Here is a 23,508-nt window from a genome sequence, read left to right as displayed (position 1 = left end):
TTCACAAGGCGGAGCACGGCAACCCGGCAGATGGTCGAGGATGCTGCCAATCACCACGCTGGCCACGCACGTGGGGCGGAGTTCGAGGTTATCCGTCGTTTGACCTTGGCTGCCGGTCCGCTCGGGTCCGAGCCCGGAGCGGTGAAGGCGCCGGGCTCGGCAACGAAGTTGGCAATGCGATGGGGTAACGGCGTATCACCGCGAGCGGTTTTACGCCCTGGGCGGATCAGGCTTCGGCCGCATCCGCATCCTCCGCCTTGCGGTGCATCCACTGATACAACGCCGGCAGCACCAGCAACGTCAGGGTGGTGGACGAGAGAATGCCGCCGATCACCACCGTGGCCAGCGGCCGCTGCACTTCCGCGCCGGTGCCGGTAGCCAGGGCCATCGGCACGAAGCCCAGGGAAGCCACCAGCGCCGTCATCAGCACCGGTCGCAACCGGGTCAGCGCGCCCTCGCGGATCGCCGCGTCGAGGCTGCGGCCCTCCTCCCGCAGGCTGCGGATGAAGGAGATCATCACCAACCCATTGAGCACCGCAACGCCCGACAAGGCGATGAAGCCGACGCCGGCGGAGATCGACAGCGGGATGTCCCGCAGCCACAACGCCACCACGCCACCAGTCAGGGCGAAGGGAATGCCGGTGAACACCACCAGGCCGTCGCGCAGGTTGTTGAACATCATCATCAACAGTGTGAAGACCAGCAGCAGCGCCACCGGCACCACGACCTGCAGACGTTGCGCGGCCGATTGCAGCTGTTCGAACTGGCCGCCCCAGGTGGTCCAATAGCCGGCCTGCAGCTTCACTTGCTGCTCGATCTTTCCACTGGCCTCCGAAACGAAGGAGCCGATATCCCGCCCGCGCACGTTGGCGCTGACCACCATCAGGCGCTTGCCGTTCTCGCGGCTGACCTGGTTCGGCCCTTGGATCAGTTCCAGGCGCGCCACTTCGCCCAGGGTGATGAAGCCGATGCGCGAGTCCGTGGCACTGGCCGGGGCCGGCACCGGAATCAGCATGCGCGACAGCGCATCGATGTCGCTGCGCAGGTTCTCCGGCAGGCGCACGATCAGGTCGAAGCGGCGGTCGCCCTCGAACAGCGTGCCGGCCTGGCGACCGCCCACGGCCACCGCCACGGTGTCCTGAATGTCGCCGACGTTGAGCCCGTAGCGGGCCGCACGCTGGCGGTCGATGTTGACCGTGAGCACCGGCAGGCCGCTGGTCTGCTCGACCTTCACTTCCGAGGAGCCCTGCACCCGGCGCAGCACGCCGGCGATCTGTTCGGCTGTCTGGTTGAGCACCGCCATGTCGTCGCCGAAGACCTTCACCGCCACGTCGCTGCGCACGCCGGAAATCAACTCGTTGAAGCGCAACTGGATCGGCTGCGACAGCTCGTAGGCGCTGCCTGGCACGCCGTTGGCGGCGTCCTGGATTTCCGCTTCCAGCTGCGCGCGGGACTTGTCCGGGTCGGGCCACTGGTCCTTGGGCTTGAGCATCACGTAGGCGTCGGAGATGTTCGGCGGCATTGGGTCGGAGGCGATCTCGGCGGTGCCGGTGCGGCTGAACATGCGCTCGACCTCCGGCACCTTGGCCAGCACCTGCTGCTCCAGGCGCTCCTGCATCGCCACCGACTGCGACAGGCTGGTGCCCGGCGTGCGCAGCGACTGCAGGGCGAAGTCACCCTCGCCCAGGCTGGGCACGAACTCGCTACCCATGCGGCTGGCCAGCAATGCGGAGAGCACCACCAGCACGGTGGCGCCGGCGAACACCCAGCCACGTCGCGCCATCACTGCGTCCAGCACCGGCTCGTAGGCACGGCGCGCACTGCGCATCAGGACGTTTTCCTCTTCCTTGACCTTGCCGCTGATGAACAGCGCAATGGCCGCCGGCACGAAGGTCACCGAGAGGATCATCGCCCCCAGCAACGCCAGCACCACGGTGAAGGCCATGGGGTGGAACATTTTCCCCTCGACCCCGGTGAGGGCGAAGATCGGCAGGTACACCACCATGATGATCAACTGCCCGTAGATCAGCGCGCGACGCGCTTCCTTCGAGGCGGCGAAGACTTCGTGCATCCGCTCGCTGCGGGTCAGCATGCGGCCGTAGTGCTGCTGCGCGTGGGCCAGGCGGCGGATGGCATTCTCGACGATCACCACGGCGCCGTCGACGATGATGCCGAAGTCCAGCGCACCGAGACTCATCAGGTTGGCGCTGATGCGGTTGCCGAACATGCCGGTAAAGGTGAAGAGCATCGCCAGCGGGATCACCATCGCCGTGATCAGTGCCGCGCGAATGTTGCCCAGGAACAGGAAGAGGATGGCGATCACCAGGATCGCACCCTCGGTGAGGTTGCGCTTCACCGTGGCGATGGCCTTGTCCACCAGCTGGGTGCGGTCGTAGACGGTGACTGCCTTCACCCCCGTCGGCAGGGTGCGGTTGATCTCCGCAAGTTTCTCGGCGGCGGCGCGGGCGACGGTGCGGCTGTTCTCTCCGATCAGCATGAACACGGTACCGAGCACCACTTCGCGGCCGTTCTCGGTGGCGGCACCGGTGCGCAGCTCGCGGCCCAGCTCCACTTCGGCGACGTTGCGCAGGCGGATCGGCGTGCCGTCGACGTTGGCCACGACGATGTTGGCGATGTCTTCCAGGCTGCCCACCTGCCCGGGCGCGCGCACCAGCAACTGCTCGCCGTTGCGTTCGATGTAGCCGGCGCCGACGTTGGCGTTGTTGCGCTCCAGCGCGGCGATCACGTCCGCCAGGGTCAGGCGGTAGGCGGCCAGCCGGCGGGTATCCGGGGCGACCTGGAACTGCTTGGCGAAGCCGCCGATGGTGTTCACCTCGGCCACGCCGGGTACGTTGCGCAGCTGTGGCTTGACCACCCAGTCCTGGATCACCCGCAGGTCCGTGGGCGTGTAGGGCGTCCCGTCCTCCTTGCGCGCGCCCTCCTCGGCCTCGATGGTCCAGAGGAAGATTTCACCCAGGCCGGTGGAGATCGGCCCGAGGGCGGATTCCACGCCTTCGGGCAACTGTTCGCGGGCCTGTTGCAGGCGCTCGTTGACCAGTTGGCGGGCGAAGAACAGGTCGGTGCCGTCCTTGAAGATCACCGTCACCTGGGACAGCCCCGAGCGGGAGATCGAGCGGGTCTGCTGCAACCCCGGCAATCCCGCCATGGCGGTTTCCACCGGGTAGGTGACGCGCTGCTCGGTCTCCAGCGGGGTGAAGCCCGGCGCCGACGTGTTGACCTGCACCTGCACGTTGGTGATGTCGGGCACCGCGTCGATGGGCAACTTCTGGTAGCTGGCGATACCCAGGCCGGCCATGCCCAGTACGGCGAGCAACACCAGATAGCGCTGCTCGATGGCGAAACGAATGATGCGTTCGAACATGCTGGCGTCCCGTCAGTGAGCGTGGGAAGCCGAGCTTTTGCCCAGCTCCGACTTGAGGACGAAGCTGCCCTCGCCCGCCACCTGGTCCCCTGCCGCAAGCCCCGCGAGCACCTCCACCTTGCCGGCGCTGCGCATGCCCAGGTCGACCGGGCGCACGGCGAAGCCTTCGGCGTTGCGCACGAAGACGCTGGGCTTGCCCTCCACCTCCTGGATCGCCTGTTCCGGCACCGCCACCGCCACCTGCCGTGCCCGATCGCTGACCCGCACGTTGACGAACAGGCCGGGGCGCCAGGCGCCGTCGGGGTTGGCCAGGGTGACGCGGGCCACGGCGCTGCGGGTCTGCTCGCCGAGCAGGTTGCCGACATAGCTCACGCGGCCGTCGACCTGCATGCCCAGGTCCGCCGCCTCGACCCGCGCCGGCTTGCCCACCTGCACCCGCGCCAGGTCCTGCGGGGCGACGCTGAAGGTGGCCCAGACCCGCGACAGATCGGACAGGGTGAAGGCGGCGGTGGCCTCGCTGACCACCTCGCCCGGCACCAGGTGCTTCTCCACCACCACGCCGTCGAAGGGCGCGCGCAGCTCGTAGCGATTGCCGCCGGCGCTGGCCGACACGCCGCTCAGGGCATTGGTCTTCTGCCGAGCATTGGCCAGGGCGATCTGCGCCTCCTCCAGGTCCTGCCGGGCTTGCAGGTAGTCCTGCTCGGCGGAGATCTTCTCCTGCCAGAGTTCACGCTCGCGCGCGAAGGTCTTGCTCGCCAGGCTCACCCGGCGCTGGGCCGCGGCCAGCTCGCTGCGCAGTTCGGACACCTGCTGGCTGGCGATCACCGCCAGCAGCGCGCCCTGCTTCACGCGCTGCCCGAGTTCCACTGCCACCGACTCCACCACGCCCGGCGTGCGCGGCACGACGTGGGCGGTGCGGTCCTCGTCGAAGCCGATTTCCCCTGGCAGGCTGAAGGCCTCGTCGAGGGACTGCGGGCCGGCGCTCACCAGCTGGATACCGGCAGCGCCGATCTGCTCGGCACTCAGGTGCAGGCCTTCGCCCTCCGGCTCGGCCGACTCGGCATGGGCATGCTCGCTATCGGCGTGACCGGCGGATTCGCCATGACTGGCCGAGGCGGAACTGCCGTGGTGTTCACCATCGGCATGCGCCGCATCGTCCTGGTGCCCGGCCGGCGGACGCTCGCCGATCTGCCAGGTGAAGGCGCTGACGCCCAGTACCGACGCCAGTATCAGGGCGCCGGCGAGGTGGGTTCTCTTGATCATGGGGACTCCGCGGAAGGTCCGGCGGCGACGCGCGGGCGTCAGGCGCCGGGACTGATGAATAGGGGATTCAGGTACCGGATCAGGTCGTGGATGCACCAGTGTCCGGTGGGCCATTGACGGGTCGGCGCAACGGCGGGCGTGGCCAGCAGGGCGAGCGCGAGGCCCAGGCCGGCGCGCCAGCCACTAGGGCGCCGCCGCACCGACATCGCCGTAGACCCGCTCGATCCGCCCCCAGGCATCGCTGACCTGGGCCAGGGCCTGGAGGTACTGGTCGCGGGCGGTGATCAGGGTGCGCTGGGCGTCGAGCACTTCGAGGAAGCTGAACTTGCCCATCTCGAAGCCACGGGTGGCGCTTTCCACGGCAGTCTGCGCGCTGGGCAGGATGGTGCTGCGGAAGGCTGTCACCTCCACCTGCGCCGTGCTCCATTGCTGCAGGGCCTGCTGGGTTTCCTGGCGCAGGCGCAGTTCGGTGGCGTTGCGCAGGTCGCGCGCCTGGTCGGCGCGGCGAGCCTCGGCGAGGATGTTGCCCTGGTTACGGTCAAACAGCGGCAACGGCACGCTCAGGCCGATCACCGCAATGCGGTCGCTCCTGCCATCCTCGATGGCCTCCTGGCTGCCGAGGCTGACGTCGAGGTCGGGGATACGCTGGGTCCTCGCCAGCGCCAGGGCCGCCTCGCCCTCGTCGATGCGGGTCCGCGCCAGGCGCATTTCCGCGCTGTCGCCCAGGCGGCGCAGCAACTCATCGCTGCCGGGCAGGCGCGGCAGGCGGTCGGCGACGGCGCTGCGTACCGCGCTGAAATCCGCTGCCGGCAGGCCCATCAAGGCGGCCAGGTTCTGATAGGCATCGGCCCGTTCGCGCCGCGCCCGCTCCTGCTCCAGGCGCACCTCGGCCAGTTGCACTTGCGCACGGTTGGCTTCCAGCGGCGCGGCCTTGCCGGCACGCACCCGCCCTTCCGCCGCCGTTACGCCGCGCTGCGCCAGCGCCTCTGATTGTTGCGCCAGGCGCTCTCGCTCCTGGGCGCGCAAGGCGCCGTAGAAGCCGGCAATCACCGCACCACGCAGCTCATTGCGGCGCACCTGAACACCCAGCGCGGCGGCGTCCTGGCCGCGTTCGGCCAGCGCCACCCGCGCACCGCGTTTGCCGCCCAGCTCCAGAGGCTGGCTGATGCCGACGGTGGTGGTGCGGTTGGCGGATTCGGTGCCCTCCTGCTCCCAGGACAAGGTCGGGTTGGGCAGCAGCCCGGCCTGTTCCCGCAGGCCCTGGGCGATGCCGATGTCGCGGCCGCTGGCGGCAAGCTCGGGATTGTTGGCGAAGGCGGCCCGCAGGGCCTCGTCGACGCCAATCTCGCGGCCCTGGGCCGCGCCGCAGAACAGCACCAGGGCCATGACCCAACAGGCCCTCGGCGGCCAGCGGAAAACCTCTCCAGAACGACTCGAACGCACAGTGAACCTCGCGCAGTGGATTTAACTTCGACGGCGCACCGTCATTTCCACCGGCGAATCTAGAAGCGCCTCTCTAGCGACAAGGTGACTGGATAATTACAAACATGTAATTAGCCAGCCGACTCACTCTCGTTGTATGTATTTAAAAAGGACCTTGCGCTGTTCCATGTAACTTCAGGAAACAATTGGCGAGTTTCAAGCGCCCTCCGGACAACCATTACATCCTCGTTAAATCAACAACTTACAGAATTAATACGCAACACTTCGCGCACTGCCGACACGGTTGACCCTGAAGTCGCTACAGCTCTTAGACTGCGCGCCCTCCACCCGCCGCAGCGAACTTTCCTGCCGGTCTGAAATAGCGCGGCGCCATTATCGAAGTCATTACCGGGTAACTCACCAATGAAGATCCTGCTCATCGAGGACGACCACAAGACGGCCGATTATCTGCAACAGGGACTGACCGAAAGCGGCTATGTGGTCGACCGCGCCGACAACGGCGTCGACGGCCTGCACCTGGCCCGGCAGTGCGCCTACGACCTCTTGATCCTCGACGTGAACCTGCCGCAGATGGATGGCTGGGAAGTGCTGGCCAGCCTGCGCCAGCAGAGCGACATGCGGGTGATGATGCTGACCGCCCGCGGCCGCCTCACCGAGCGCGTCAAGGGCTTCGACCTGGGTGCCGACGACTACCTGCTCAAGCCCTTCGAATTCCCCGAACTGTTGGCACGGGTACGCTCGTTGCTGCGCCGCAGCGAACGTATCGAGCAGCTTCAGGTGCTGCAGATCGGCGGCCTGGAGCTCGACCCTGGCCGTCACCGTGCCTATCGCGACAGCCAGCGCATCGACCTGACCAGCAAGGAGTTCGCTCTGCTGCACCTGCTGATGAGTCGCAGCGGCGAAGTGCTTTCGCGCACCCAGATCATCTCGCTGGTCTGGGACATGAACTTCGACTGCGACACCAACGTGGTGGAGGTCACCGTCCGCCGTCTGCGGGCGAAGATCGACGATCCCTTCGCGGACAAGCTGATCCACACCCTGCGCGGCGTCGGCTACGTGCTGGAAGCACGGACGTGAAGCCGGCCAGCCTGTCGCTGCGCATCGGCCTGTGGGTCGGGCTGCTCGGCTCGGTGCTGATGCTCCTGCTGGTGGCGCTGGCCTACCTGGCGCTCGATCACCAGCTGGATGTCCGCGCCATGCGCGCCCTGGAGGACAAGCTGGGACAACTGCGCCACAGCCTGGACGTCGACCCCGGCCTCGCAGCCCTACCCCTGCGCGGTTACACGCTGAAGGATCAACTGATGGGCCACGACACCCTCAGCGCCGCGCTGCTGGGGGTACGGCACGGCCAGCCGGCGCTCTTCAACAGTGGCCGGGAGGCGGACCTCGCCACCCTGGACGATTTCGCCGGCAGCGGCCCGCCCTTCGGCTGGAGCACCGAGGATGGCCGTCGCCTGCTGACCGGACGAAGCCTGGTGCGACTGCGCGACGGCAATTCCGTGCGGGTTTTCCTGACCCTCGACCGCCGCGACGACGACGCCCTGCTCGGCGCCTTCCTGCGCTCTGCGCTGCTGGCAATGCCGCCGTTGCTGCTGCTGATCGCCCTGGGCGCGCGTCTGGTGGCCAAGCGTGGCCTGCAACCCTTGCGGCGTTTCGGCAAGGTCGCTTCGCTGGTTTCCACCGAGGACCTCAGCCATCGCATCCCGGTGCAGCGCCTGCCCCGTGAACTGGGCGACGCCGCGCGAGCGCTGAACCTGATGCTGCACCGTCTGGACAATGGCGTGCAGCAGCTCACCCAGTTCTCTGACGAACTCGCCCATGAGCTGCGCTCGCCGATCAGCAACCTGCTGGGCAAGGCCCAGGTGACGCTGTCGCGGCCACGGCAGAAGGAAGAATACGAGGCGGTGCTGGCCTCGGGCATCGAGGAGCTGGAGCGGGTCACCCGCATCGTCAGCGACATGCTGTTCCTCGCCCAGGTCAGCCACCCCAAGGCGTTGCTGCCCAGGGAACCAGTGCGGCTGGATGAGGAAGCGCACAAGGTCGCCGAGCTGTTCGCCTTCAGCGCGGAAGAGAAGGCCCTGGCGATCGATATCGACGGCCACGGCTGGGTGCTGGGCGACCGCCTGATGATCCAGCGGGCCATTTCCAACCTGCTGTCCAACGCCATCCGCCATACGCCCGCAGGCGGGCGCATCCGGGTGCGCGTCGAAGCGGCTCAGGACGCGGTAGCCCTCCGGGTGGAGAATCCCGGTGCGGGTATCGCGCCACAGCACCTCGCGCAACTCTTCGAGCGCTTCTATCGGGTGGACAAGGGCCGCTCGCGCGCCGACGGCGGCACCGGACTGGGGCTGGCCATCGTGCGCTCGATCATGGAGCTGCACCAGGGCACGGCCAGCGCCGAGAGTTCGGAGCAAGGCCCGACGCGCTTCTGCCTCAGCTTTCCGCCCTTGCCGGAGTGAAGTCCTCAACGGGTGGTGCGGCAGGCCACCCGCTCGGCGCGGTACTCGATGGTCTGCAGGTCGCCGAAGGAATCCTTGTAGCTCATCTGCACCGGCACCACGCCGCAGTCGCTGCTCATGGGCGTCACTGCCACCACTTCGGCGATGTCCAGGTTCATGCCGTAGGTGTACTGCTTCACCTCGGCCAGTTGCTCCGCGCTGGTCTGGCGAGCCTGCATGACCTGCAGGCGGGCCTGTTCCATGCGGGCGAAGGTGATATCGCCGCCGCCATCGGCCAGCGCCAGGGTGGACGTGCCCAGCAGGGCGGCGAGCAGGAGTACGCGTTGCAGTTTCATGGCAGTCACCTCGTCGGTGTGGTGGGGAATGACTCCACCTTACGGCGCGGTCCCTAACGGCAAGCTGAGGCCAGCATGACGATTCGGTAATCCTGCCGATTCAATCGTTGCCGCCGCACCAGGCCGCCCTCTACACTGCGCACCATGAGTCGTCGCCTGCGGTTATTGATCATCCTGCTGCTCAGCCTTGCGCTTCCCCTGACCGGGATGGCGGGCATCGAGGCGCCGACCGAACCCTGCCCGATGCAGAGCTTGGACATGACCCAGATGGCGGGCATGGACCAGGACTGCTGCCAGGACCTGGGCAAGATGACCCAGCACGGCAAGAAGGACTGCAAGAGCGGGCAGGAATGCAAGACCGGCAGCCTGTTGCAGGTCAGCGTCCTGAAGACCGCGCCTCCCGCCGCTACGCCCCAGCGCCCCGCGCCCTATACCGAAGTAGTCCTCAGCCAGGCGCCTGCCGACCTCTGGCGACCTCCCTGCACCTGATTCCTCTCTCGATCTGAACCCCGCCCGCGCCCCTGGTGGCTGCCGGGTGGCTTGCGCCTATGCGCTGGTTTTCCAGAGGAATCCACATCGTGACGCCCATCCGACTCCATCCGGGCTGGATGCTGTTCGCCCTGCTGTCCAGCCTGTCCGCCCAGGGTGCGTCCCTGTCGCTGGACGACGCCCTGTTGCTGGCCGAACGCAACGCCCCGTCCCTGCTCGCGCAGAGCGAAAAAGTCTCGGCGGCGAAAAGCGCCGCCATCCCCGCCGGGGAATTGCCCGACCCCAAGCTGAACCTGGGCCTGCAGAACGTCCCCATCGAGGGCGATGAGCGCTGGACCACCCAGCGCGACAACATGTCGATGCAGGTGGTGGGCCTGATGCAGGAGGTGCCCAACCGCGACAAGCGCAAGGCCCGCATCGAGACCGCGCAGGCCGCCGTGGAACGCGCCGACGCCGAGGCCGGCGTCGAGCGCCTGAAGGTCCGCAGCGCTTCGGCGCAAGCCTGGATCGCGGCCTATACGCTGCAACGCAAGCTGGCCATGTTCGATGATTTCTACCGCGAGAACCGCCTGCTCGATGCCACCGTCCGCGCCCGCCTCGCCAGTGGCGGCGCGAGCACGGTCGATGCGGTGGCGCCGCGCCAGGAAGCCGCGCTGCTGGATGAGCAGAAGGATGACCTGCTGCGCCAGGCCGCCCAGGCGCGGGCGGCGCTCAAGCGCTGGATCGGCCAGGATGCGCCGCCGGAGCTGGCGGGCGACTTCCCGCATTGGCCCATCGATGCCTCCCACTCCTTGCAGGCACTGCACCAGCACCCGGAACTCGCCGCCTACGGCCCCATGACCCGCGAGGCCGAAGCCCTGGTGCGCGAGGCGGTGGCCGAGAAGAAACCGGACTGGAGCTGGGAGGTGGATTACCAGCGCCGTGGCCGTGAGTTCGGCGACATGATGACGCTGCAGGTCAGCTTCGACCTGCCACTGTTCACCGGCACGCGCCAGGACCCGAAGATCGCCGCGCGGCGCGCCCAGGTCCGGCAGCTGGAGGCCGAGCGCGAGGCGCTGGCCCGCGAGCACGAGCAGCAACTGGAGGACGACCTGGCCGAATACCGGCGCCTGCAACGCGCCGTCGAGCGCAGCAGCGCAACCCTGGTGCCGCTGGCCGAGGAAAAGGTTCGGCTGGCCCTGGCCGGCTACCGCGCCGGCAAGACCGGGCTCGACGAGGTGGTCAGCGCGCGCCAGCAACAGGTCGAGGCACGGCTGCGGCAGATCGACCTGCAAGGCGCCCTGGCACTGGTCGCGGCGCGTCTCTACTTCACCTACGAGGAGGGCCGCGCATGAGCCGTTTCCCCTTGAAAACCTCCCTCCTGCTGGTCCTCGCGCTGTCCGCCGGCGGCGCTGGCGGCTACTGGCTCGCCCAGCAAGGGCACGCCCCGGCGAGCGCGGCTCCCGCCAGCACCGAGCGCAAGGCGCTCTACTGGTACGACCCGATGGTCCCGCAGCAGCATTTCGACGCGCCGGGCAAGTCGCCATTCATGGATATGCAACTGGTACCCAAGTATGCCGATTCCGCTGCTGCTACTGACAGCACGCCATCGGTGCGCATCGAACCGGGCATCCAGCAGAACCTCGGCATGCGCCTGGCCACGGTCAGTCGTGGCAAGCTCGACCGTACGCTGCAGGTCACTGGCCTGCTGACCTTCAATGACCGCGACGTGGCCCTGTTGCAGGCGCGCGCCGGCGGCTTCGTCGAGCGCGCCTACGCCCTGGCGCCGGGCGATGTGGTGAAGGCCGGTGCGCCCATCGCCGACATCCTGGTGCCGGAATGGGCCGGCCTGCAGGAGGAATTCCTCGCCCTGCGCGGCGCCGGGGAGCCGGCGCTGCTGGCGGCGGCACGGCAACGCCTGCTGCTGGCGGGAATGCCGGCCGCGCTGGTCGAGCAGGTCGCCCGCAGCGGCAAAGCCCGTCCGGTGATCACTCTGGGCTCGCCGATCGCCGGAGTGATCCGCGAACTGGAGGTGCGCCCCGGCATGAGCCTGGCGGCCGGCGCACCCCTGGCGCGGATCAACGGCCTGGGGCAGGTCTGGCTGGAAGCGGCGGTGCCGGAGAGCCAGGCCGGAGGACTCAAGGTCGGCCAGAGCGTCGATGCCCGTCTTCCGGCGTTCCCGGATCGCCCGGTGAGCGGCACCCTGGCCAGCATCCTGCCGGAAAACGACCAGCAGAGCCGCACCCTGCGCCTGCGCATCGAACTGCCCAACCCCGACGGCCAACTGCGCCCCGGCATGACCGCCCAGGTCAGCCTCGACCTCGCCGGCCAGGCCAGCGTGCTGCAGATTCCCAGCGAAGCGGTGATCCGCACCGGCAAGCGCAACCTGGTGATGCTGGCCGAAGACCAGGGCCGCTTCCGTCCGGTCGAGGTTCGCCTGGGCCAGGAAAACGACGGCCTGGTGGCGGTCCTGCACGGGCTGGACGAAGGCCAGCGGGTGGTCGCTTCCGGGCAGTTCCTGATCGACTCGGAAGCCAGCCTGAAGGGCATCGAAGTGCGAACCGCCGAGCCTGCGGCCACGGCGCCCGCCGTGCATGAGGCGAATGGCCGCATCGTGGAAATCTCCGACCAGGGCCTGACCATCAGCCACGGCCCGTTCAACACCCTGGGCATGCCCGGCATGACCATGACCTTCGCCCTCGCCCGCCCGGAACTGGCGGCGGGCCTGAAGGCCGGCGACCGCGTCCGCTTCGGCGTCAGCCAGGGCGATGCGGGGTTGGTCATCGAGCAGGTCAGCAAGCAGGAGGACCGGCCATGATCGCCCGACTCATACGCTGGTCGGTGGCCAACCGTTTCCTGGTGCTGCTGGCCACGCTGTTCATCGTCGCCTGGGGCCTGTGGTCGCTGCGCAGCACGCCGATCGATGCGCTGCCGGACCTCTCCGACGTGCAGGTGATCATCCGCACCAGCTATCCGGGGCAGGCGCCGCAGATCGTCGAGAACCAGGTCACCTACCCGCTGGCCACCACCATGCTGTCGGTGCCTGGGGCGAAGACGGTGCGCGGGTTCTCCTCCTTCGGCGACAGCTTCGTCTATGTGCTGTTCGAGGACGGCACCGACCTCTACTGGGCGCGCTCGCGGGTGCTGGAGTATCTCAACCAGGTGCAGTCGCGCCTGCCGCCCACCGCGAAAACGGCGCTGGGCCCGGACGCCACCGGCGTCGGCTGGATCTACCAGTACGCCCTGGTCGACCGCACGGGCCGGCATGACCTCGCCCAGCTGCGCGCCTTGCAGGACTGGTTCCTCAAGTTCGAGCTGAAGACGGTGCCGGACGTGGCCGAAGTGGCCACCGTGGGCGGCATGGTCCGGCAGTATCAGGTCCTGCTCGATCCGGTGCGGCTGGCCAGCCTGGGCATTACCCAGGGGCAGGTGATCGAGGCGCTTGGCAAGGCCAACCAGGAAACCGGCGGCGGTGTGCTCGAACTGGGCGAGGCCGAGTTCATGGTGCGCGCCTCGGGCTACCTGAAGACCCTGGCGGACTTCCGCGCGGTTCCCCTGCGCCTGGCCACCAACGGCAGCCCGGTCACCCTGGGCGACGTCGCCAGCATCCAGCTCGGCCCGGAAATGCGCCGGGGCATCGGTGAGCTGGACGGCGAAGGCGAAGCGGTCGGCGGAGTGATCGTCCTGCGCAGCGGCAAGAACGCCCGCGAAGCCATCGTCCGGGTGAAGGACAAGCTTCAGGCGCTGAAGAGGAACCTGCCCGAGGGCGTGGAGATCGTCACCACCTACGACCGCAGCCAGTTGATCGACCGCGCGGTGTCCAACCTCAGCCACAAGCTGATCGAGGAATTCATCGTGGTCGCGCTGGTCTGCGCCGCGTTCCTCTGGCACCTGCGCTCGTCGCTGGTGGCCATCGTCTCGCTGCCGGTGGGGGTGCTCATCGCGCTGATCGTCATGCGCCACCAGGGGATCAACGCCAACATCATGTCCCTGGGCGGCATCGCCATTGCCATCGGCGCGATGGTCGACGCGGCGGTGGTGATGATCGAGAACGCGCACAAGCGCGTCGAGGCCTGGCACGCAAAGCACCCGGACACGCCACTCACGGGCGAGCAGCACTGGCGGGTGATGACCGAGGCGGCCGTGGAGGTCGGCCCGGCGTTGTTCTTCAGTCTGCTGATCATCACCCTGTCGTTCATTCCGGTGTTCACCCTGCAGGCGCAGGAGGGCCGCCTGTTCGGCCCGCTGGCGTTCACCAAGACCTACGCCATGGCCGGGGCGGCCGGACTTTCCGTGACCCTGGTGCCGGTGCTGATGGGCTACTGGATTCGCGGCCGCCTGCCCTCGGAGCAGCGCAACCCGCTCAATCGCTGGCTGATTCGCCTCTACCAACCGGCACTGGATGCGGTGCTGCGCCGGCCGCGCGCGACACTGGCGGCCGCGGTGGTGATCTTCCTCACCGGGCTCTGGCCGCTGTCCCAGCTGGGCGGCGAGTTCCTCCCGCCGCTGGACGAGGGCGACCTGCTGTACATGCCGTCCGCCCTGCCCGGCCTCTCCGCGCAGAAGGCCTCGGAGCTGCTGCAGAGCACCGACCGCCTGATCAGGAGCGTGCCGGAGGTGGCCAGCGTGTTCGGCAAGGCCGGGCGCGCCGAGTCGGCCACCGACCCGGCGCCGCTGGAGATGTTCGAAACCACCATCCGCTTCAAGCCCAGGGATGAGTGGCGGCCGGGCATGACCAGCGAAAAGCTGGTGGAGGAACTGGACCGCGTCGTGCAGGTGCCGGGCCTGACCAACATCTGGATTCCGCCGATCCGCAACCGCATCGACATGCTCGCCACCGGCATCAAGAGCCCCATCGGGGTGAAGGTCGCCGGCACCGACCTGGCCGAGATCGACCGTGCCGCCCAGGCGGTGGAGCGGGTGGCCAAGGGCATTCCCGGGGTGACCTCGGCGCTGGCCGAGCGCCTCACCGGCGGGCGCTACATCGATGTCGACATCGACCGCCAGGCGGCGGCCCGCTACGGCCTGAACATCGCCGACGTGCAGGCCATCGTCGGCAGCGCCATCGGCGGCGAGAACGTCGGCGAGACGGTGGAGGGCCTCGCCCGCTACCCGATCAACGTGCGCTACCCACGCGAGTGGCGCGACTCGCTCGATGCACTGCAGCAACTGCCGATCTACACCGCCCAGGGCGGCCAGATCACCCTGGGCAGCGTGGCGCGGGTGCGCATCAGCGAGGGACCGCCGATGCTCAAGAGCGAGAATGCCCGCCTCTCCGGCTGGGTCTACGTCGACGTGCGCGGCCGCGACCTGGCCTCGGTGGTGGCGGACCTGCGCCAGGCGGTGGAGCGTGACGTACAGCTGGCGCCGGGCACGAGCCTGAGCTACTCCGGCCAGTTCGAGTACCTGGAACGCGCCAACGCCCGGCTCAAGCTGGTGGTGCCGGCAACCCTGGCGATCATCTTCGTGCTGCTCTACCTGACCTTCGGCCGCTTCGACGAGGCGCTGCTGATCATGGCCACCCTGCCCTTCGCCCTCACCGGCGGGGTGTGGCTGCTGTACCTGATGGGCTTCAACCTGTCGGTCGCCACCGGAGTCGGCTTCATCGCCCTGGCCGGGGTCGCGGCGGAGTTCGGGGTGATCATGCTGATCTACCTGAAGAACGCCTGGGCCGAACGCCAAGGTCCGGGCGACGCCACGGCGCTGCTCGCGGCCATCCGCGAGGGTGCGGTACAGCGTGTACGCCCCAAGGCCATGACCGTGGCGGTGATCGTCGCCGGCCTGCTGCCGATTCTCTGGAGCAGCGGCACCGGTAGCGAAGTGATGAGCCGCATCGCCGTGCCCATGGTCGGCGGCATGATCACCGCCCCGCTCCTCTCCCTGTTCGTCATCCCCGCCGCCTACTGGCTGATGCGCCGTCGCCAGGCCGCTGCGGCAACCCAACCCCACTCTGGAGAAATCGCATGAACATTCGCTACCTCTCGGCAGCCGCCGTACTGCTCGCCCTTTCCGCCCCGGCGATCGCCGAGGACACTGCTGGTATGAACATGAGCGGCATGAAGATGAACGGCACGGACATGAGTGGCATGTCTATGGAAACCCCTCAAGCGACGCCCGCCGCCCACGCCGAAGGCACGATCAGGGCGATCGATGCCGCCCACGGCACGGTCACGCTGGCCCACGGCGCGGTGCCGGCCTTGCAGTGGCCGCCGATGTCCATGGCGTTCAAGACCCGTGCGGGGCAACTGGACGGCCTGAAGGTGGGCGACAAGGTGGCGTTCGACTTCCGTACCGGCAACGGCGGCGCGTCGATCGTGAACATTCGCAAGCAATGACGCCCAGCTGAGGGCAGCACCTGTCCGCCGCTGATGCAGTGGGCAGGTGTCTCGGCGCGACAGTCTTTTATTTCTTAAATACCAAGAAAATTCAAATATATATTCCATCAGGTTATCAGATAGACCGATTCATTCTTTCTCCGCATCCCCCGCTTCCTGCCAGACTCGGCCTCGCCGACGGGCCACCCCCGCGGCTCTATCGCGGGCCTCTCACACCCTGAACGCCCGCTCTCGATCATAGGGAAGCGTGCCGGATTGGCGCGTTCCGAAAGGAGCTGGAAATCCATGAAGAAACTCACTGCCGTTACCGCCCTCGCCCTGGCCGTACTCTCCGGCCTGGCCCACGCCGACCGTCTGGAGGACATCAAGAAGGCCGGCGTACTGCGAGTCGCCGCGTTCGACAGCAACCCGCCGTTCGGCTTCGTCGATGCCAAAAGCAAGCAGATCGAAGGCCTGGACGTGGATTACGCCAAGGCCCTGGCCGACAAGCTGGGGGTGAAGCTGCAGGTGCTGCCGACCAACCCGGCCAACCGCATCCCGCTGCTGACCGCGAACAAGGTCGACCTGGTGCTGGCCAACTTCACCATCACCCCCGAGCGCGCCCAGCAGGTGGATTTCAGCATCCCCTACTTCTCGTCCGGCCAGCAGTTCATCGTCAAGAAAGGCAGCCTGAAATCGCCGGAAGACCTGAACAAATGGCGCGTCGGCGTGGACAAGGGCACGGTCAACGAAGGCGTGCTGCGGGAGAAATTCCCCGGCGCCAAGGTCATCGCCTACGACGACACCCCCTTCGCCTTCACCGCCCTGCGCAACGGCCAGGTCCAGGCCATCACCCAGGACGGCCCGAAGCTGATCGGCCTGCTGGCCAACGTGCCGGACAAGGACAAGTACGAAGTGCCGCCCTTCACCATTTCCAATGACCTGATCGGCGTCGGCATTCCCAAGGGCGAGACGGCCCTGACCGAGTTCGTCAACCAGAGCCTGCAGGACCTGGAAGCGAACGGCCAGGCGCAGAAAATCTACGACACCTGGTTCGGCCCGGACACCAAGACCCCGCTGGCGCGCCTGTACAGGATCGGCGACAAGAGCTGATTCCGCCGCCCGCACCGCACTACCGCACGCCCCACGCACCGTGGGGCGTTGCCGTTTCTTCCCCTTGTCGATGGAAACCTTCCGATGTTCGGCGAACTGCTCGCCCAAACCTATCTGAGCTGGTTGCTCGACGGCTTCCTGCTCACCCTCGGCATTTCCCTGTTCTGCTGCGCGCTTGCCACCTTGCTCGGCGCACCGTTGGCCGTGGCGCGGCAGGCGAAATCTCGCTGGCTGTCATGGCCTGCGCGAGCCTATCTCGCGCTGTTTCGCAATACGCCGCTGCTGGTGCAGCTGTTCTTCTGGTACTTCGGCGTGCCGGCGCTGCTGCCGGAAGACTTCGTAGTCTGGCTCAACACGCCCCATGAGCTGGGCGGGCTGAGCTGGCCGTCCTTCGAATTCCTCGCTGCCGCCTGGGGCCTGACGCTCTACACCACCGCCTTCATCGCCGAGGAGTTCCGCGCCGGGATCGCCTCGGTCAGCCCGCAACAGCGTGAAGCCGGCATGGCGCTAGGGCTGCGTCCGCTGCAGCTGTGGCGCTGGGTGATCCTGCCGCAGGCGCTGCGCACCGCCTTGCCGCCGCTGATGGGCCAGTACATGAACGCGCTGAAGAACTCCTCGCTGGCCATGGCCATCGGGCTCGCCGAGCTGTCCTACGCCTCGCGCCAGGTGGAGACGCAGACCTTCAAGACCTTCCAGGCCTTCGGCATCGCCACCCTGCTGTACATCGGCGCCATCGCCTTGATCGAGGCGCTGGGCCAGGCGCTCCAGCAGACCCGCCGCTACCGCCAGGGAGCCTGACATGGACTTCTCCGTCATCCAGGACAACCTGTCCTACTTCCTCATCGGCGCGTACCCGGACGGCCCGCTGGGCGGCGCCGCGCTGACCGTGATCCTGGCGCTGGCCTCCGGCATCGCCTCGGCCATCATCGGCCTGGTGCTGGGCATCGCGCTGTCGGTATTGCGCGGCAAACCACGCCTGCTGCTGGTGGCGTTCCTCGGGTTCTTCCGCGCCATCCCGGTGCTGATGCTGATCTTCTGGACCTACTTCCTGCTGCCCATCGTCCTGCACATCGACGTCCCGGCGCTGGGCACCGTGGTCTGCGCGCTGTCGCTGATCGGCGGGGCCTATCTGGCGCACTCGGTGCATGCCGGCATCGAGAGCCTGCCCAAAGGCCAGTGGGACGCCGCCCGCGCCCTCGGCCTGCGCCCGTGGCAGGTGCTGCGCCTGGTGATCCTGCCGCAGGCGCTGCCGATCATGCTGCCGTCCTTCCTCAACCAGTGGGTCTCGCTGATCAAGGACACCTCGCTGGCCTACGTGATCGGCGTCGGCGAGCTGTCCTTCGTCGCCACCCAGGTGAGCAACCGGGTGATGGTGCATCCCACGGAAGTCTTCCTGTTCGTCGCCCTGCTCTACTTCGTGCTGTGCTCCGCGCTGGACCTCGCCGCCGCGCTGCTGGCGCGGCTGACGCCGGACTATCGCAAGGCCGTCTGAGCACCACCATGAACGAAAAACCCCGCCGGCGAGGCGGGGTTGGTCGTGATCAGAGAATCGAGATCGGGTAGTCGACGATCAGCCGGAACTCGTTGACGTCACCCTCGGCCTGGTCGGCGTTGCCCCGGTGGATCGCCTCGCGCAGGCGCAGCGACAGGTCCTTGGCCGGCCCGGATTGCACCACGTACTTGGCTTCCAGGTTGGTCTCGTGGTGCTTGCCGTCCTCGCCGTAGTTGTAGCCACGGTATTGGCTGTCGGCTGCCATCTTCGAGCCGTCGATGCCATGGCCGTTGACGTAGCGCGCCATGAAGCTCAGGCCGGGTACGCCGTAGCTGCTCATGTTGAGGTCGTAGCGCGCCTGCCAGGATTTCTCTTCCGGGCCGTTGAAGTCCGAGTACTGGATCGAGTTGGCGAGGAAGATCGAGTCGGCGGTATCGCCAGGCCCATTGAGGCCGAAGGCGACGTAGTCGAACGGCGTGTCGCCGTGGACCTTCTGGTAGGCCAGGGTGACGGTGTGCGCGGTGAGGAAGTTGTAGGCAGTGGCGAACGACCAGGTGGTGTTGCTGATCTCGCCGGCCTTGGCGCTGCCGTCGTCGTTGGTGCGGTAGATATTGAAGTCGAAGTTCAGCGACTGCTGATCGGCCAGCGGCAGCGTGTAGTTGGCGTTGCCGTAGTACTGGCGCCACACGTCTTCCAACTGGGAGGCGTAGAGCGACAGGCTCAGGCTTTCGTTGACCGCGTATTTGCCACCGACGTAGTCGATGCTGCTGGCCTCGACGTTGGCGTAGGAGGCCCAGATACCGTGGTCGCCATTGGTAGTGACCGGTCCGTTGCCGCCGGTGAAGTGGCCACCGTCCAGGTCCAGCCCGTCGATCTCGCTGCTGAGCAGGTTGAAACCGGTCGCCGTCTGCGGGAACAGGCGGCTGCCGCCAGCGGCAAACACCGGCGCCTGGGGTTGCAGGTCGCCCCAGCGCAGTTCGGTCTTCGACACCCGCAGTTTCAGCGCGCCTCCGGCGCGGCCGTATTCGCTTTCGGGGGAGCCGTCGTCGCGCACCGGCAGGTTGCCGGTGCCGGAGGTGCCCGCCCCGCCATCCAGGCGGATACCCCAGTTGCCGAACGCCTCGACGCCGAAGCCCACCGTGCCCTGGGTGAAGCCGGAGCTGTAGTTGAGGGTGAAGCCCTGGGTCCAGTCGCGGCGGTCGCGGGCGCCGGACTTGCGGTCGCTGTTGTAGTAGTAGTTGCGCAACAGCAGGTTCGCGCTGCTGCCCTCGATGAAGCCGGTGGCCTCGGACTGGTCGGAAACGGCGGCCGCATGGGCCAACTGGAACGGAATGCCGGCGACCAATGCGCCGAGCATGGAGAGACGGAACGCGGACATCTTCTACCCCTTTGTTGGAATTATCCTGGCAGGTGTTCAAGCGCAACTGACGCAATGGTTCTTATGCTGTTTCTGCACGTCACAGAACGGGCCAAGAGATAACAATCCGGGTACTTCGCCACCAACAAGCCACGTCGATACTCAATATCAGAACAATCGATTCAGTATCCGCCGGGTAGGCCATTAAGATTGGCCCAGATGAACAGCACGTGCTGCCGGACGCCCGCTCCAGAGCGGTCGGCAGACTGCTCCACTTCATCGTCCTTTGGTTTGGCCGCCTCCCCCAGGCGGCTTTTTTTATTGCCCGCAAAAATGCTCAGGACGTACGTTCCGTTATTGATCGGGGGTTTCACGCGATGAACTATCGGCAGCACTTCGCGAGTTGTTATTCGAATCAAGCCTTGCTCTTCGCGCTGAACTGAAGCGCCGGTTCCCACATGTTCCGCCACGGGATCGGGCCACTTGCCTGGCGAAGCATCAGGGTCGTCCCAGTGGCCGGCGAATGCCCGCTTCCGCCGTTCGTCCCTTCCTTTCGGAGTCACTTGCGCAAAGCAAGTCACCGGATTAGATTACAACCATAATATTTAGCCAAGGCGCTTTCCCCTCCGCTTTGCAGAGGCCGTTTCAGAGCGCCCTGATTAGATGACGATATTAATCTAAAGAGGTTGACCGCCATGCGCAAAAGCCGCTTCGACCACATGCCCTGCCCCGTCGCCCAGGCGCTGGACCTGGTCGGCGACAGCTGGAACGTGTTGATCCTGCGCGAAGCCTTCTATGGCTCCAGCCGCTTCGAGCAGTTCAGCGCCCACCTGGGCATCGCCAGCAACGTGCTGACCCGCCGGCTGCGCGCCCTGGTCGACAGCGGCCTGCTCGAGCGCAGCCGCTACAACGACCACCCGCCGCGTTACGAGTACCTGCTTACCGACGCCGGCCGTGAGCTGCGTCCGGTGCTGCTGACCCTGCTGCAGTGGGGCCAGCGCCACGCCGCTGGGAGCGGCGCGGTGCAACTGATCGATACGCGCAATGGCCAGCCGGTACAGATCGCCCTGGTCGATGCCGAGAGCGGCGAGCCCATCGGGCCGCAGCACCAGATCCGCCGTCGCGACGGCGCCCTGCTTTCCCCCACCCACGCCTGAACGAACGGTAGCCGCCATGAACCAGCCCGTCTCCATTGTCTCCGCCCCGGCCGCCGACACGGTCAAACCCAGATCGCGCAAGGCGCTCAAGCTGGCCGTCGTTGGCGCGGCGCTGCTCGGCGTCGCCGCCTATGCCGGTCACTGGTGGCTCGACGCCCGCTTCCTGGAGGAAACCGACGATGCCTATGTCGGTGGCGACGTCACCGTCATCAGCCCACGCGTGGCCGGCTACATCACCGAGTTGAAAGTCAGCGACAACCAGTTCGTCCACGCCGGCGACCTGCTGGCGCGCATCGACGACCGCGATTACCGCGCGGCACTGGCCAAGGCCGAAGGCGCGGTGCATGCCGAGCAGGCGCTGCTGGTCAACGTCGATGCCCAGGCGGCGCTGCAGGACGCGCTGATCCGCCAGAGCCAGGCGGAAATTGATGCGGCCAGCGCCGAGGAAACCCGCACCCGCGACGACCAGCGCCGCTACGCCACCCTGGTGCGCACCAACGCCGTTTCGGTGGAGGCCGCGCAACGCGCCGACGCCAGCTGGAAAACCGCTCGCGCCAACAGTGACAAGGCCCGTGCCACCCTGCTCGCCGCGCGCCGCCAGCTGGACGTGATCCAGAGCCAGCGGCAGCAGGCCCAGGCCGCTCTGGAGCAGGCCGTCGCCGAACGCGACCGGGCCCGGCTGGACGTGGGCTACACCGAGCTGCGCGCGCCGGTGGACGGTTACATCGGCAACCGCCGGGGCCGGGTGGGCGGTTATGTTTCCGCCGGCACCCAGTTGCTCGCGGTGGTGCCCGCACAAGGACTGTGGGTGGACGCCAACTTCAAGGAGGACCAGTTGGCGCACATGAAAGCCGGCCAGGCGGTGACCATCGAGGCCGACATCCTGCCGGGCAAGGTCTTCCACGGCCACCTGGACAGCCTGGCGCCGGCCACCGGCGCGCAGTTCAGCATCCTTCCGCCGGAGAACGCCACCGGCAACTTCACCAAGATCGTCCAGCGCGTGCCGGTGCGCGTGCACCTCGACGCGGCGGACGGCAAGCTCGGCGACCTGCGCCCCGGCCTCTCGGTGGTGGTCGAGGTGGACACCCGCGAACACCGCCACGAGGTCGATCCGCGCGTGGCCCAGGAGCAGCGGCCGTGAACTTCTGGTCGGATGACGTGGTGGCGGTCGAGAGCCTGTCCACCCGGCAGAAGGTGATCGCCTTCGCCTGCATGTGCGTGGGCATGTTCATCGCCCTGATCGACATCCAGATCGTCTCCGCCTCGCTGCGCGACATCGGCGGCGGCCTCTCGGCGGGTGCGGACGACATCGCCTGGGTGCAGACCAGCTACCTGATCGCCGAGATCATCGTCATCCCGCTGTCCGGCTGGTTGTCCAAGGTGATGTCCACCCGCTGGCTGTTCGCCGCCTCGGCCCTGGGCTTCACCCTCACCAGCCTGCTCTGCGCCATGGCCTGGAACATCCAGAGCATGATCGCCTTCCGCGCGCTTCAAGGGTTTCTCGGCGGTTCGATGATCCCCATGGTGTTCACCACCGGCTTCCTCTACTTCGACGGCAAGCAGCGCGTGGTGGTGGCCGCCACCATCGGTGGAATTGCCTCCCTCGCACCAACCATGGGCCCGGTGGTCGGCGGCTGGATCACCGACATTTCCTCCTGGCCCTGGCTGTTCTACATCAATCTGGTGCCCGGCCTGTTCGTCGCCATCGTGGTGCCGATCATGGTGCGCATCGACAAGCCTGACTGGTCGCTGGTGAAAGGCGCCGACTACCCGGCCATGCTGCTGATGGCGGTATTCCTCGGCTGCCTGGAATACACCATGGAGGAAGGCCCGCGGTGGAACTGGTTCAGCGATGACACCATCCTCGCCACCGCCTGGATCTCCGGCCTTACCGGCGTGGCCTTCATCGCCCGCAGCCTGACCTCGAAGAACCCCATCGTCGACCTGCGCGCCCTCAAGGAGCGCAACTTCGCCCTGGGCTGCCTGTTCTCCTTCGTCACCGGCATCGGCATCTTCGCCACCATCTACCTGACCCCGCTGTTCCTCGGCCGGGTGCGCGGCTACAGCGCCCTGGACATTGGCCTGGCGGTGTTCTCCACGGGCATTTTCCAGGTCATGAGCATCCCGATCTACGCGGCCCTGGCCAAGCGCTTCGACCTGCGCTGGATACTGGCGCTGGGCCTGGGCATGTTCGCCCTGTCGATGTGGGAGTTCTCCCCCATCACCCATGACTGGGGCGCCGCCCAGCTGATGCTGCCGCAAGCGCTGCGCGGCATGGCGCAGCAGTTCAGCGTGGCCCCCACCGTGACCCTGGCGCTCGGCTCGCTGCCGCCGGCACGACTGAAACTGGCCTCCGGGCTGTTCAACCTGATGCGCAACCTGGGCGGGGCCATCGGCATCGCCGCCTGCGCCACCGTGCTCAACGACCGCACCAACCTGCACTTCCTGCGCCTGGCCGAACACCTGAACGCGCGCAACGAAGCCCTCGGCGACTGGCTGGCGCCGCACTGGGAATCCGCCGGGGAAGTCAGCCAGCAGGCCCTGCGGCAGCTGTGGAACCTGACCTTCCGCGAAGCGCAGACCATGACCTTCTCCGATGCCTTCCTGATCATCGGCGTGTGCTTTGCGGTCACGCTGCTGCTGATCCCGCTGATGCACAAGATCGCCCCGCCGTCGCAGCCGTCGGCCGACGCCCATTGAATGGCGCAGAAATGAAAACAGGGTG

General features: G+C 67.2%; 19 protein-coding genes. 13 read left to right on the top strand and 6 right to left on the bottom strand.

The features are described 5' to 3' along the window. Positions 1–226: 226 nt before the first annotated feature. From SD196_RS13045 to SD196_RS13035, 3 genes are all read right to left on the bottom strand, one after another. Complete coding sequence (locus SD196_RS13045) at positions 227–3,382, bottom strand: CusA/CzcA family heavy metal efflux RND transporter (protein WP_416311605.1); 3,156 nt, start codon at positions 3,380–3,382, stop codon at positions 227–229. Between the two features lie 12 nt (positions 3,383–3,394). Beyond that, positions 3,395–4,645, bottom strand: a complete 1,251-nt coding sequence (locus tag SD196_RS13040; RefSeq protein ID WP_275607259.1) for an efflux RND transporter periplasmic adaptor subunit — start codon at positions 4,643–4,645, stop codon at positions 3,395–3,397. 183 nt (positions 4,646–4,828) lie between these two features. After that, positions 4,829–6,031, bottom strand: a complete 1,203-nt coding sequence (locus SD196_RS13035) for a TolC family protein (protein ID WP_416311604.1) — start codon at positions 6,029–6,031, stop codon at positions 4,829–4,831. Positions 6,032–6,490: 459 nt separating this feature from the next. Between SD196_RS13035 and SD196_RS13030 the strand changes: the two genes are divergently transcribed. Continuing rightward, the gene (locus SD196_RS13030) at positions 6,491–7,165 is read left to right on the top strand and encodes a heavy metal response regulator transcription factor (protein WP_416311603.1); all 675 of its coding nucleotides are present in this window, start codon (positions 6,491–6,493) and stop codon (positions 7,163–7,165) included. Beyond that, positions 7,162–8,547, top strand: coding sequence for a heavy metal sensor histidine kinase (locus SD196_RS13025; RefSeq protein ID WP_275607262.1), 1,386 nt, complete (start codon positions 7,162–7,164; stop codon positions 8,545–8,547). Before SD196_RS13030 ends, SD196_RS13025 begins: the two co-directional genes overlap by 4 nt. A gap of 5 nt (positions 8,548–8,552) precedes the next feature. Here the strand turns inward: SD196_RS13025 and SD196_RS13020 are convergent, their stop codons facing one another. After that, complete coding sequence (locus tag SD196_RS13020) at positions 8,553–8,882, bottom strand: DUF2790 domain-containing protein (RefSeq protein ID WP_275607263.1); 330 nt, start codon at positions 8,880–8,882, stop codon at positions 8,553–8,555. Positions 8,883–9,026: 144 nt separating this feature from the next. Here SD196_RS13020 and SD196_RS13015 point away from each other — a divergent pair, with 144 nt between their 5' ends. The 8 genes from SD196_RS13015 (at position 9,027) to SD196_RS12980 (ending at position 18,269) form a co-directional block, all read left to right on the top strand. Then, the gene (locus SD196_RS13015; RefSeq protein ID WP_275607264.1) at positions 9,027–9,371 is read left to right on the top strand and encodes a hypothetical protein; all 345 of its coding nucleotides are present in this window, start codon (positions 9,027–9,029) and stop codon (positions 9,369–9,371) included. Between the two features lie 89 nt (positions 9,372–9,460). Further along, a complete protein-coding gene (locus tag SD196_RS13010; protein ID WP_416311602.1) occupies positions 9,461–10,705 on the top strand; it encodes a TolC family protein in 1,245 nt (414 codons plus the stop codon). Then, complete coding sequence (locus SD196_RS13005) at positions 10,702–12,168, top strand: efflux RND transporter periplasmic adaptor subunit (RefSeq protein ID WP_416311601.1); 1,467 nt, start codon at positions 10,702–10,704, stop codon at positions 12,166–12,168. Before SD196_RS13010 ends, SD196_RS13005 begins: the two co-directional genes overlap by 4 nt. Beyond that, positions 12,165–15,317 carry an efflux RND transporter permease subunit gene (locus SD196_RS13000; protein WP_416311600.1) on the top strand — a complete coding sequence of 1,051 codons (3,153 nt, stop codon included), beginning with the start codon at positions 12,165–12,167 and terminating at the stop codon, positions 15,315–15,317. Before SD196_RS13005 ends, SD196_RS13000 begins: the two co-directional genes overlap by 4 nt. Beyond that, positions 15,314–15,685, top strand: coding sequence for a copper-binding protein (locus SD196_RS12995; RefSeq protein ID WP_416311599.1), 372 nt, complete (start codon positions 15,314–15,316; stop codon positions 15,683–15,685). The genes SD196_RS13000 and SD196_RS12995 overlap by 4 nt, the downstream gene beginning before the upstream one ends. Before the next feature lie 285 nt (positions 15,686–15,970). Continuing rightward, a complete protein-coding gene (locus SD196_RS12990; protein WP_275607269.1) occupies positions 15,971–16,777 on the top strand; it encodes an ABC transporter substrate-binding protein in 807 nt (268 codons plus the stop codon). Between the two features lie 84 nt (positions 16,778–16,861). Continuing rightward, the gene (locus SD196_RS12985; RefSeq protein ID WP_416311598.1) at positions 16,862–17,575 is read left to right on the top strand and encodes an amino acid ABC transporter permease; all 714 of its coding nucleotides are present in this window, start codon (positions 16,862–16,864) and stop codon (positions 17,573–17,575) included. A gap of 1 nt (position 17,576) precedes the next feature. Continuing rightward, the gene (locus SD196_RS12980) at positions 17,577–18,269 is read left to right on the top strand and encodes an amino acid ABC transporter permease (RefSeq protein WP_416311597.1); all 693 of its coding nucleotides are present in this window, start codon (positions 17,577–17,579) and stop codon (positions 18,267–18,269) included. Between the two features lie 49 nt (positions 18,270–18,318). Here SD196_RS12980 and SD196_RS12975 read toward each other — a convergent pair whose 3' ends face one another. Together SD196_RS12975 and SD196_RS12970 are read right to left on the bottom strand one after the other, a co-directional pair. Next, complete coding sequence (locus tag SD196_RS12975) at positions 18,319–19,647, bottom strand: OprD family porin (RefSeq protein WP_416311596.1); 1,329 nt, start codon at positions 19,645–19,647, stop codon at positions 18,319–18,321. A gap of 161 nt (positions 19,648–19,808) precedes the next feature. After that, positions 19,809–20,096: a hypothetical protein gene (locus SD196_RS12970; protein ID WP_275607273.1), complete on the bottom strand. Its 288-nt coding sequence runs from the start codon at positions 20,094–20,096 to the stop codon at positions 19,809–19,811. A 225-nt stretch (positions 20,097–20,321) separates the two neighbouring features. On the opposite strand from SD196_RS12970, the gene SD196_RS12965 reads away from it, so the two are divergent. The 3 genes from SD196_RS12965 to SD196_RS12955 all read left to right on the top strand — a co-directional run bounded on the left by SD196_RS12965 (position 20,322) and on the right by SD196_RS12955 (position 23,483). Further along, positions 20,322–20,783 (top strand): winged helix-turn-helix transcriptional regulator, encoded by a 462-nt coding sequence (locus tag SD196_RS12965; protein WP_416311595.1) that lies wholly within the window; start codon positions 20,322–20,324, stop codon positions 20,781–20,783. Between the two features lie 16 nt (positions 20,784–20,799). Next, on the top strand, positions 20,800–21,924 hold the full coding sequence (locus SD196_RS12960) for an HlyD family secretion protein (RefSeq protein ID WP_275607275.1): 1,125 nt from the start codon (positions 20,800–20,802) through the stop codon (positions 21,922–21,924). 71 nt (positions 21,925–21,995) lie between these two features. Then, positions 21,996–23,483, top strand: coding sequence for a DHA2 family efflux MFS transporter permease subunit (locus tag SD196_RS12955; RefSeq protein WP_416311739.1), 1,488 nt, complete (start codon positions 21,996–21,998; stop codon positions 23,481–23,483). The last annotated feature ends 25 nt before the right edge of the window (positions 23,484–23,508 follow it).

The sequence above is a fragment of the Pseudomonas macauensis genome, from assembly GCF_047902425.1.
In the GTDB taxonomy this organism is placed as follows: domain Bacteria; phylum Pseudomonadota; class Gammaproteobacteria; order Pseudomonadales; family Pseudomonadaceae; genus Pseudomonas.
The sequence above is the reverse complement of the archived record's forward strand: the minus strand, read 5'-3'. Positions and strand labels throughout refer to the sequence as shown.

Excerpts from the sequence above, each read along its gene's own strand:
- SD196_RS13040 (WP_275607259.1), bottom strand. The coding sequence starts at position 4,645 with ATGATCAAGAGAACCCACCTCGCCGGCGCCCTGATACTGGCGTCGGTA.
- SD196_RS13015 (WP_275607264.1), top strand. The coding sequence starts at position 9,027 with ATGAGTCGTCGCCTGCGGTTATTGATCATCCTGCTGCTCAGCCTTGCG.
- SD196_RS12960 (WP_275607275.1), top strand. The coding sequence starts at position 20,800 with ATGAACCAGCCCGTCTCCATTGTCTCCGCCCCGGCCGCCGACACGGTC.
- SD196_RS13005 (WP_416311601.1), top strand. The coding sequence starts at position 10,702 with ATGAGCCGTTTCCCCTTGAAAACCTCCCTCCTGCTGGTCCTCGCGCTG.
- SD196_RS12990 (WP_275607269.1), top strand. The coding sequence starts at position 15,971 with ATGAAGAAACTCACTGCCGTTACCGCCCTCGCCCTGGCCGTACTCTCC.
- SD196_RS12995 (WP_416311599.1), top strand. The coding sequence starts at position 15,314 with ATGAACATTCGCTACCTCTCGGCAGCCGCCGTACTGCTCGCCCTTTCC.
- SD196_RS13045 (WP_416311605.1), bottom strand. The coding sequence starts at position 3,382 with ATGTTCGAACGCATCATTCGTTTCGCCATCGAGCAGCGCTATCTGGTG.
- SD196_RS12985 (WP_416311598.1), top strand. The coding sequence starts at position 16,862 with ATGTTCGGCGAACTGCTCGCCCAAACCTATCTGAGCTGGTTGCTCGAC.
- SD196_RS13000 (WP_416311600.1), top strand. The coding sequence starts at position 12,165 with ATGATCGCCCGACTCATACGCTGGTCGGTGGCCAACCGTTTCCTGGTG.
- SD196_RS13020 (WP_275607263.1), bottom strand. The coding sequence starts at position 8,882 with ATGAAACTGCAACGCGTACTCCTGCTCGCCGCCCTGCTGGGCACGTCC.
- SD196_RS12955 (WP_416311739.1), top strand. The coding sequence starts at position 21,996 with ATGTGCGTGGGCATGTTCATCGCCCTGATCGACATCCAGATCGTCTCC.
- SD196_RS12980 (WP_416311597.1), top strand. The coding sequence starts at position 17,577 with ATGGACTTCTCCGTCATCCAGGACAACCTGTCCTACTTCCTCATCGGC.
- SD196_RS12965 (WP_416311595.1), top strand. The coding sequence starts at position 20,322 with ATGCGCAAAAGCCGCTTCGACCACATGCCCTGCCCCGTCGCCCAGGCG.
- SD196_RS13030 (WP_416311603.1), top strand. The coding sequence starts at position 6,491 with ATGAAGATCCTGCTCATCGAGGACGACCACAAGACGGCCGATTATCTG.
- SD196_RS12975 (WP_416311596.1), bottom strand. The coding sequence starts at position 19,647 with ATGTCCGCGTTCCGTCTCTCCATGCTCGGCGCATTGGTCGCCGGCATT.
- SD196_RS13035 (WP_416311604.1), bottom strand. The coding sequence starts at position 6,031 with ATGGCCCTGGTGCTGTTCTGCGGCGCGGCCCAGGGCCGCGAGATTGGC.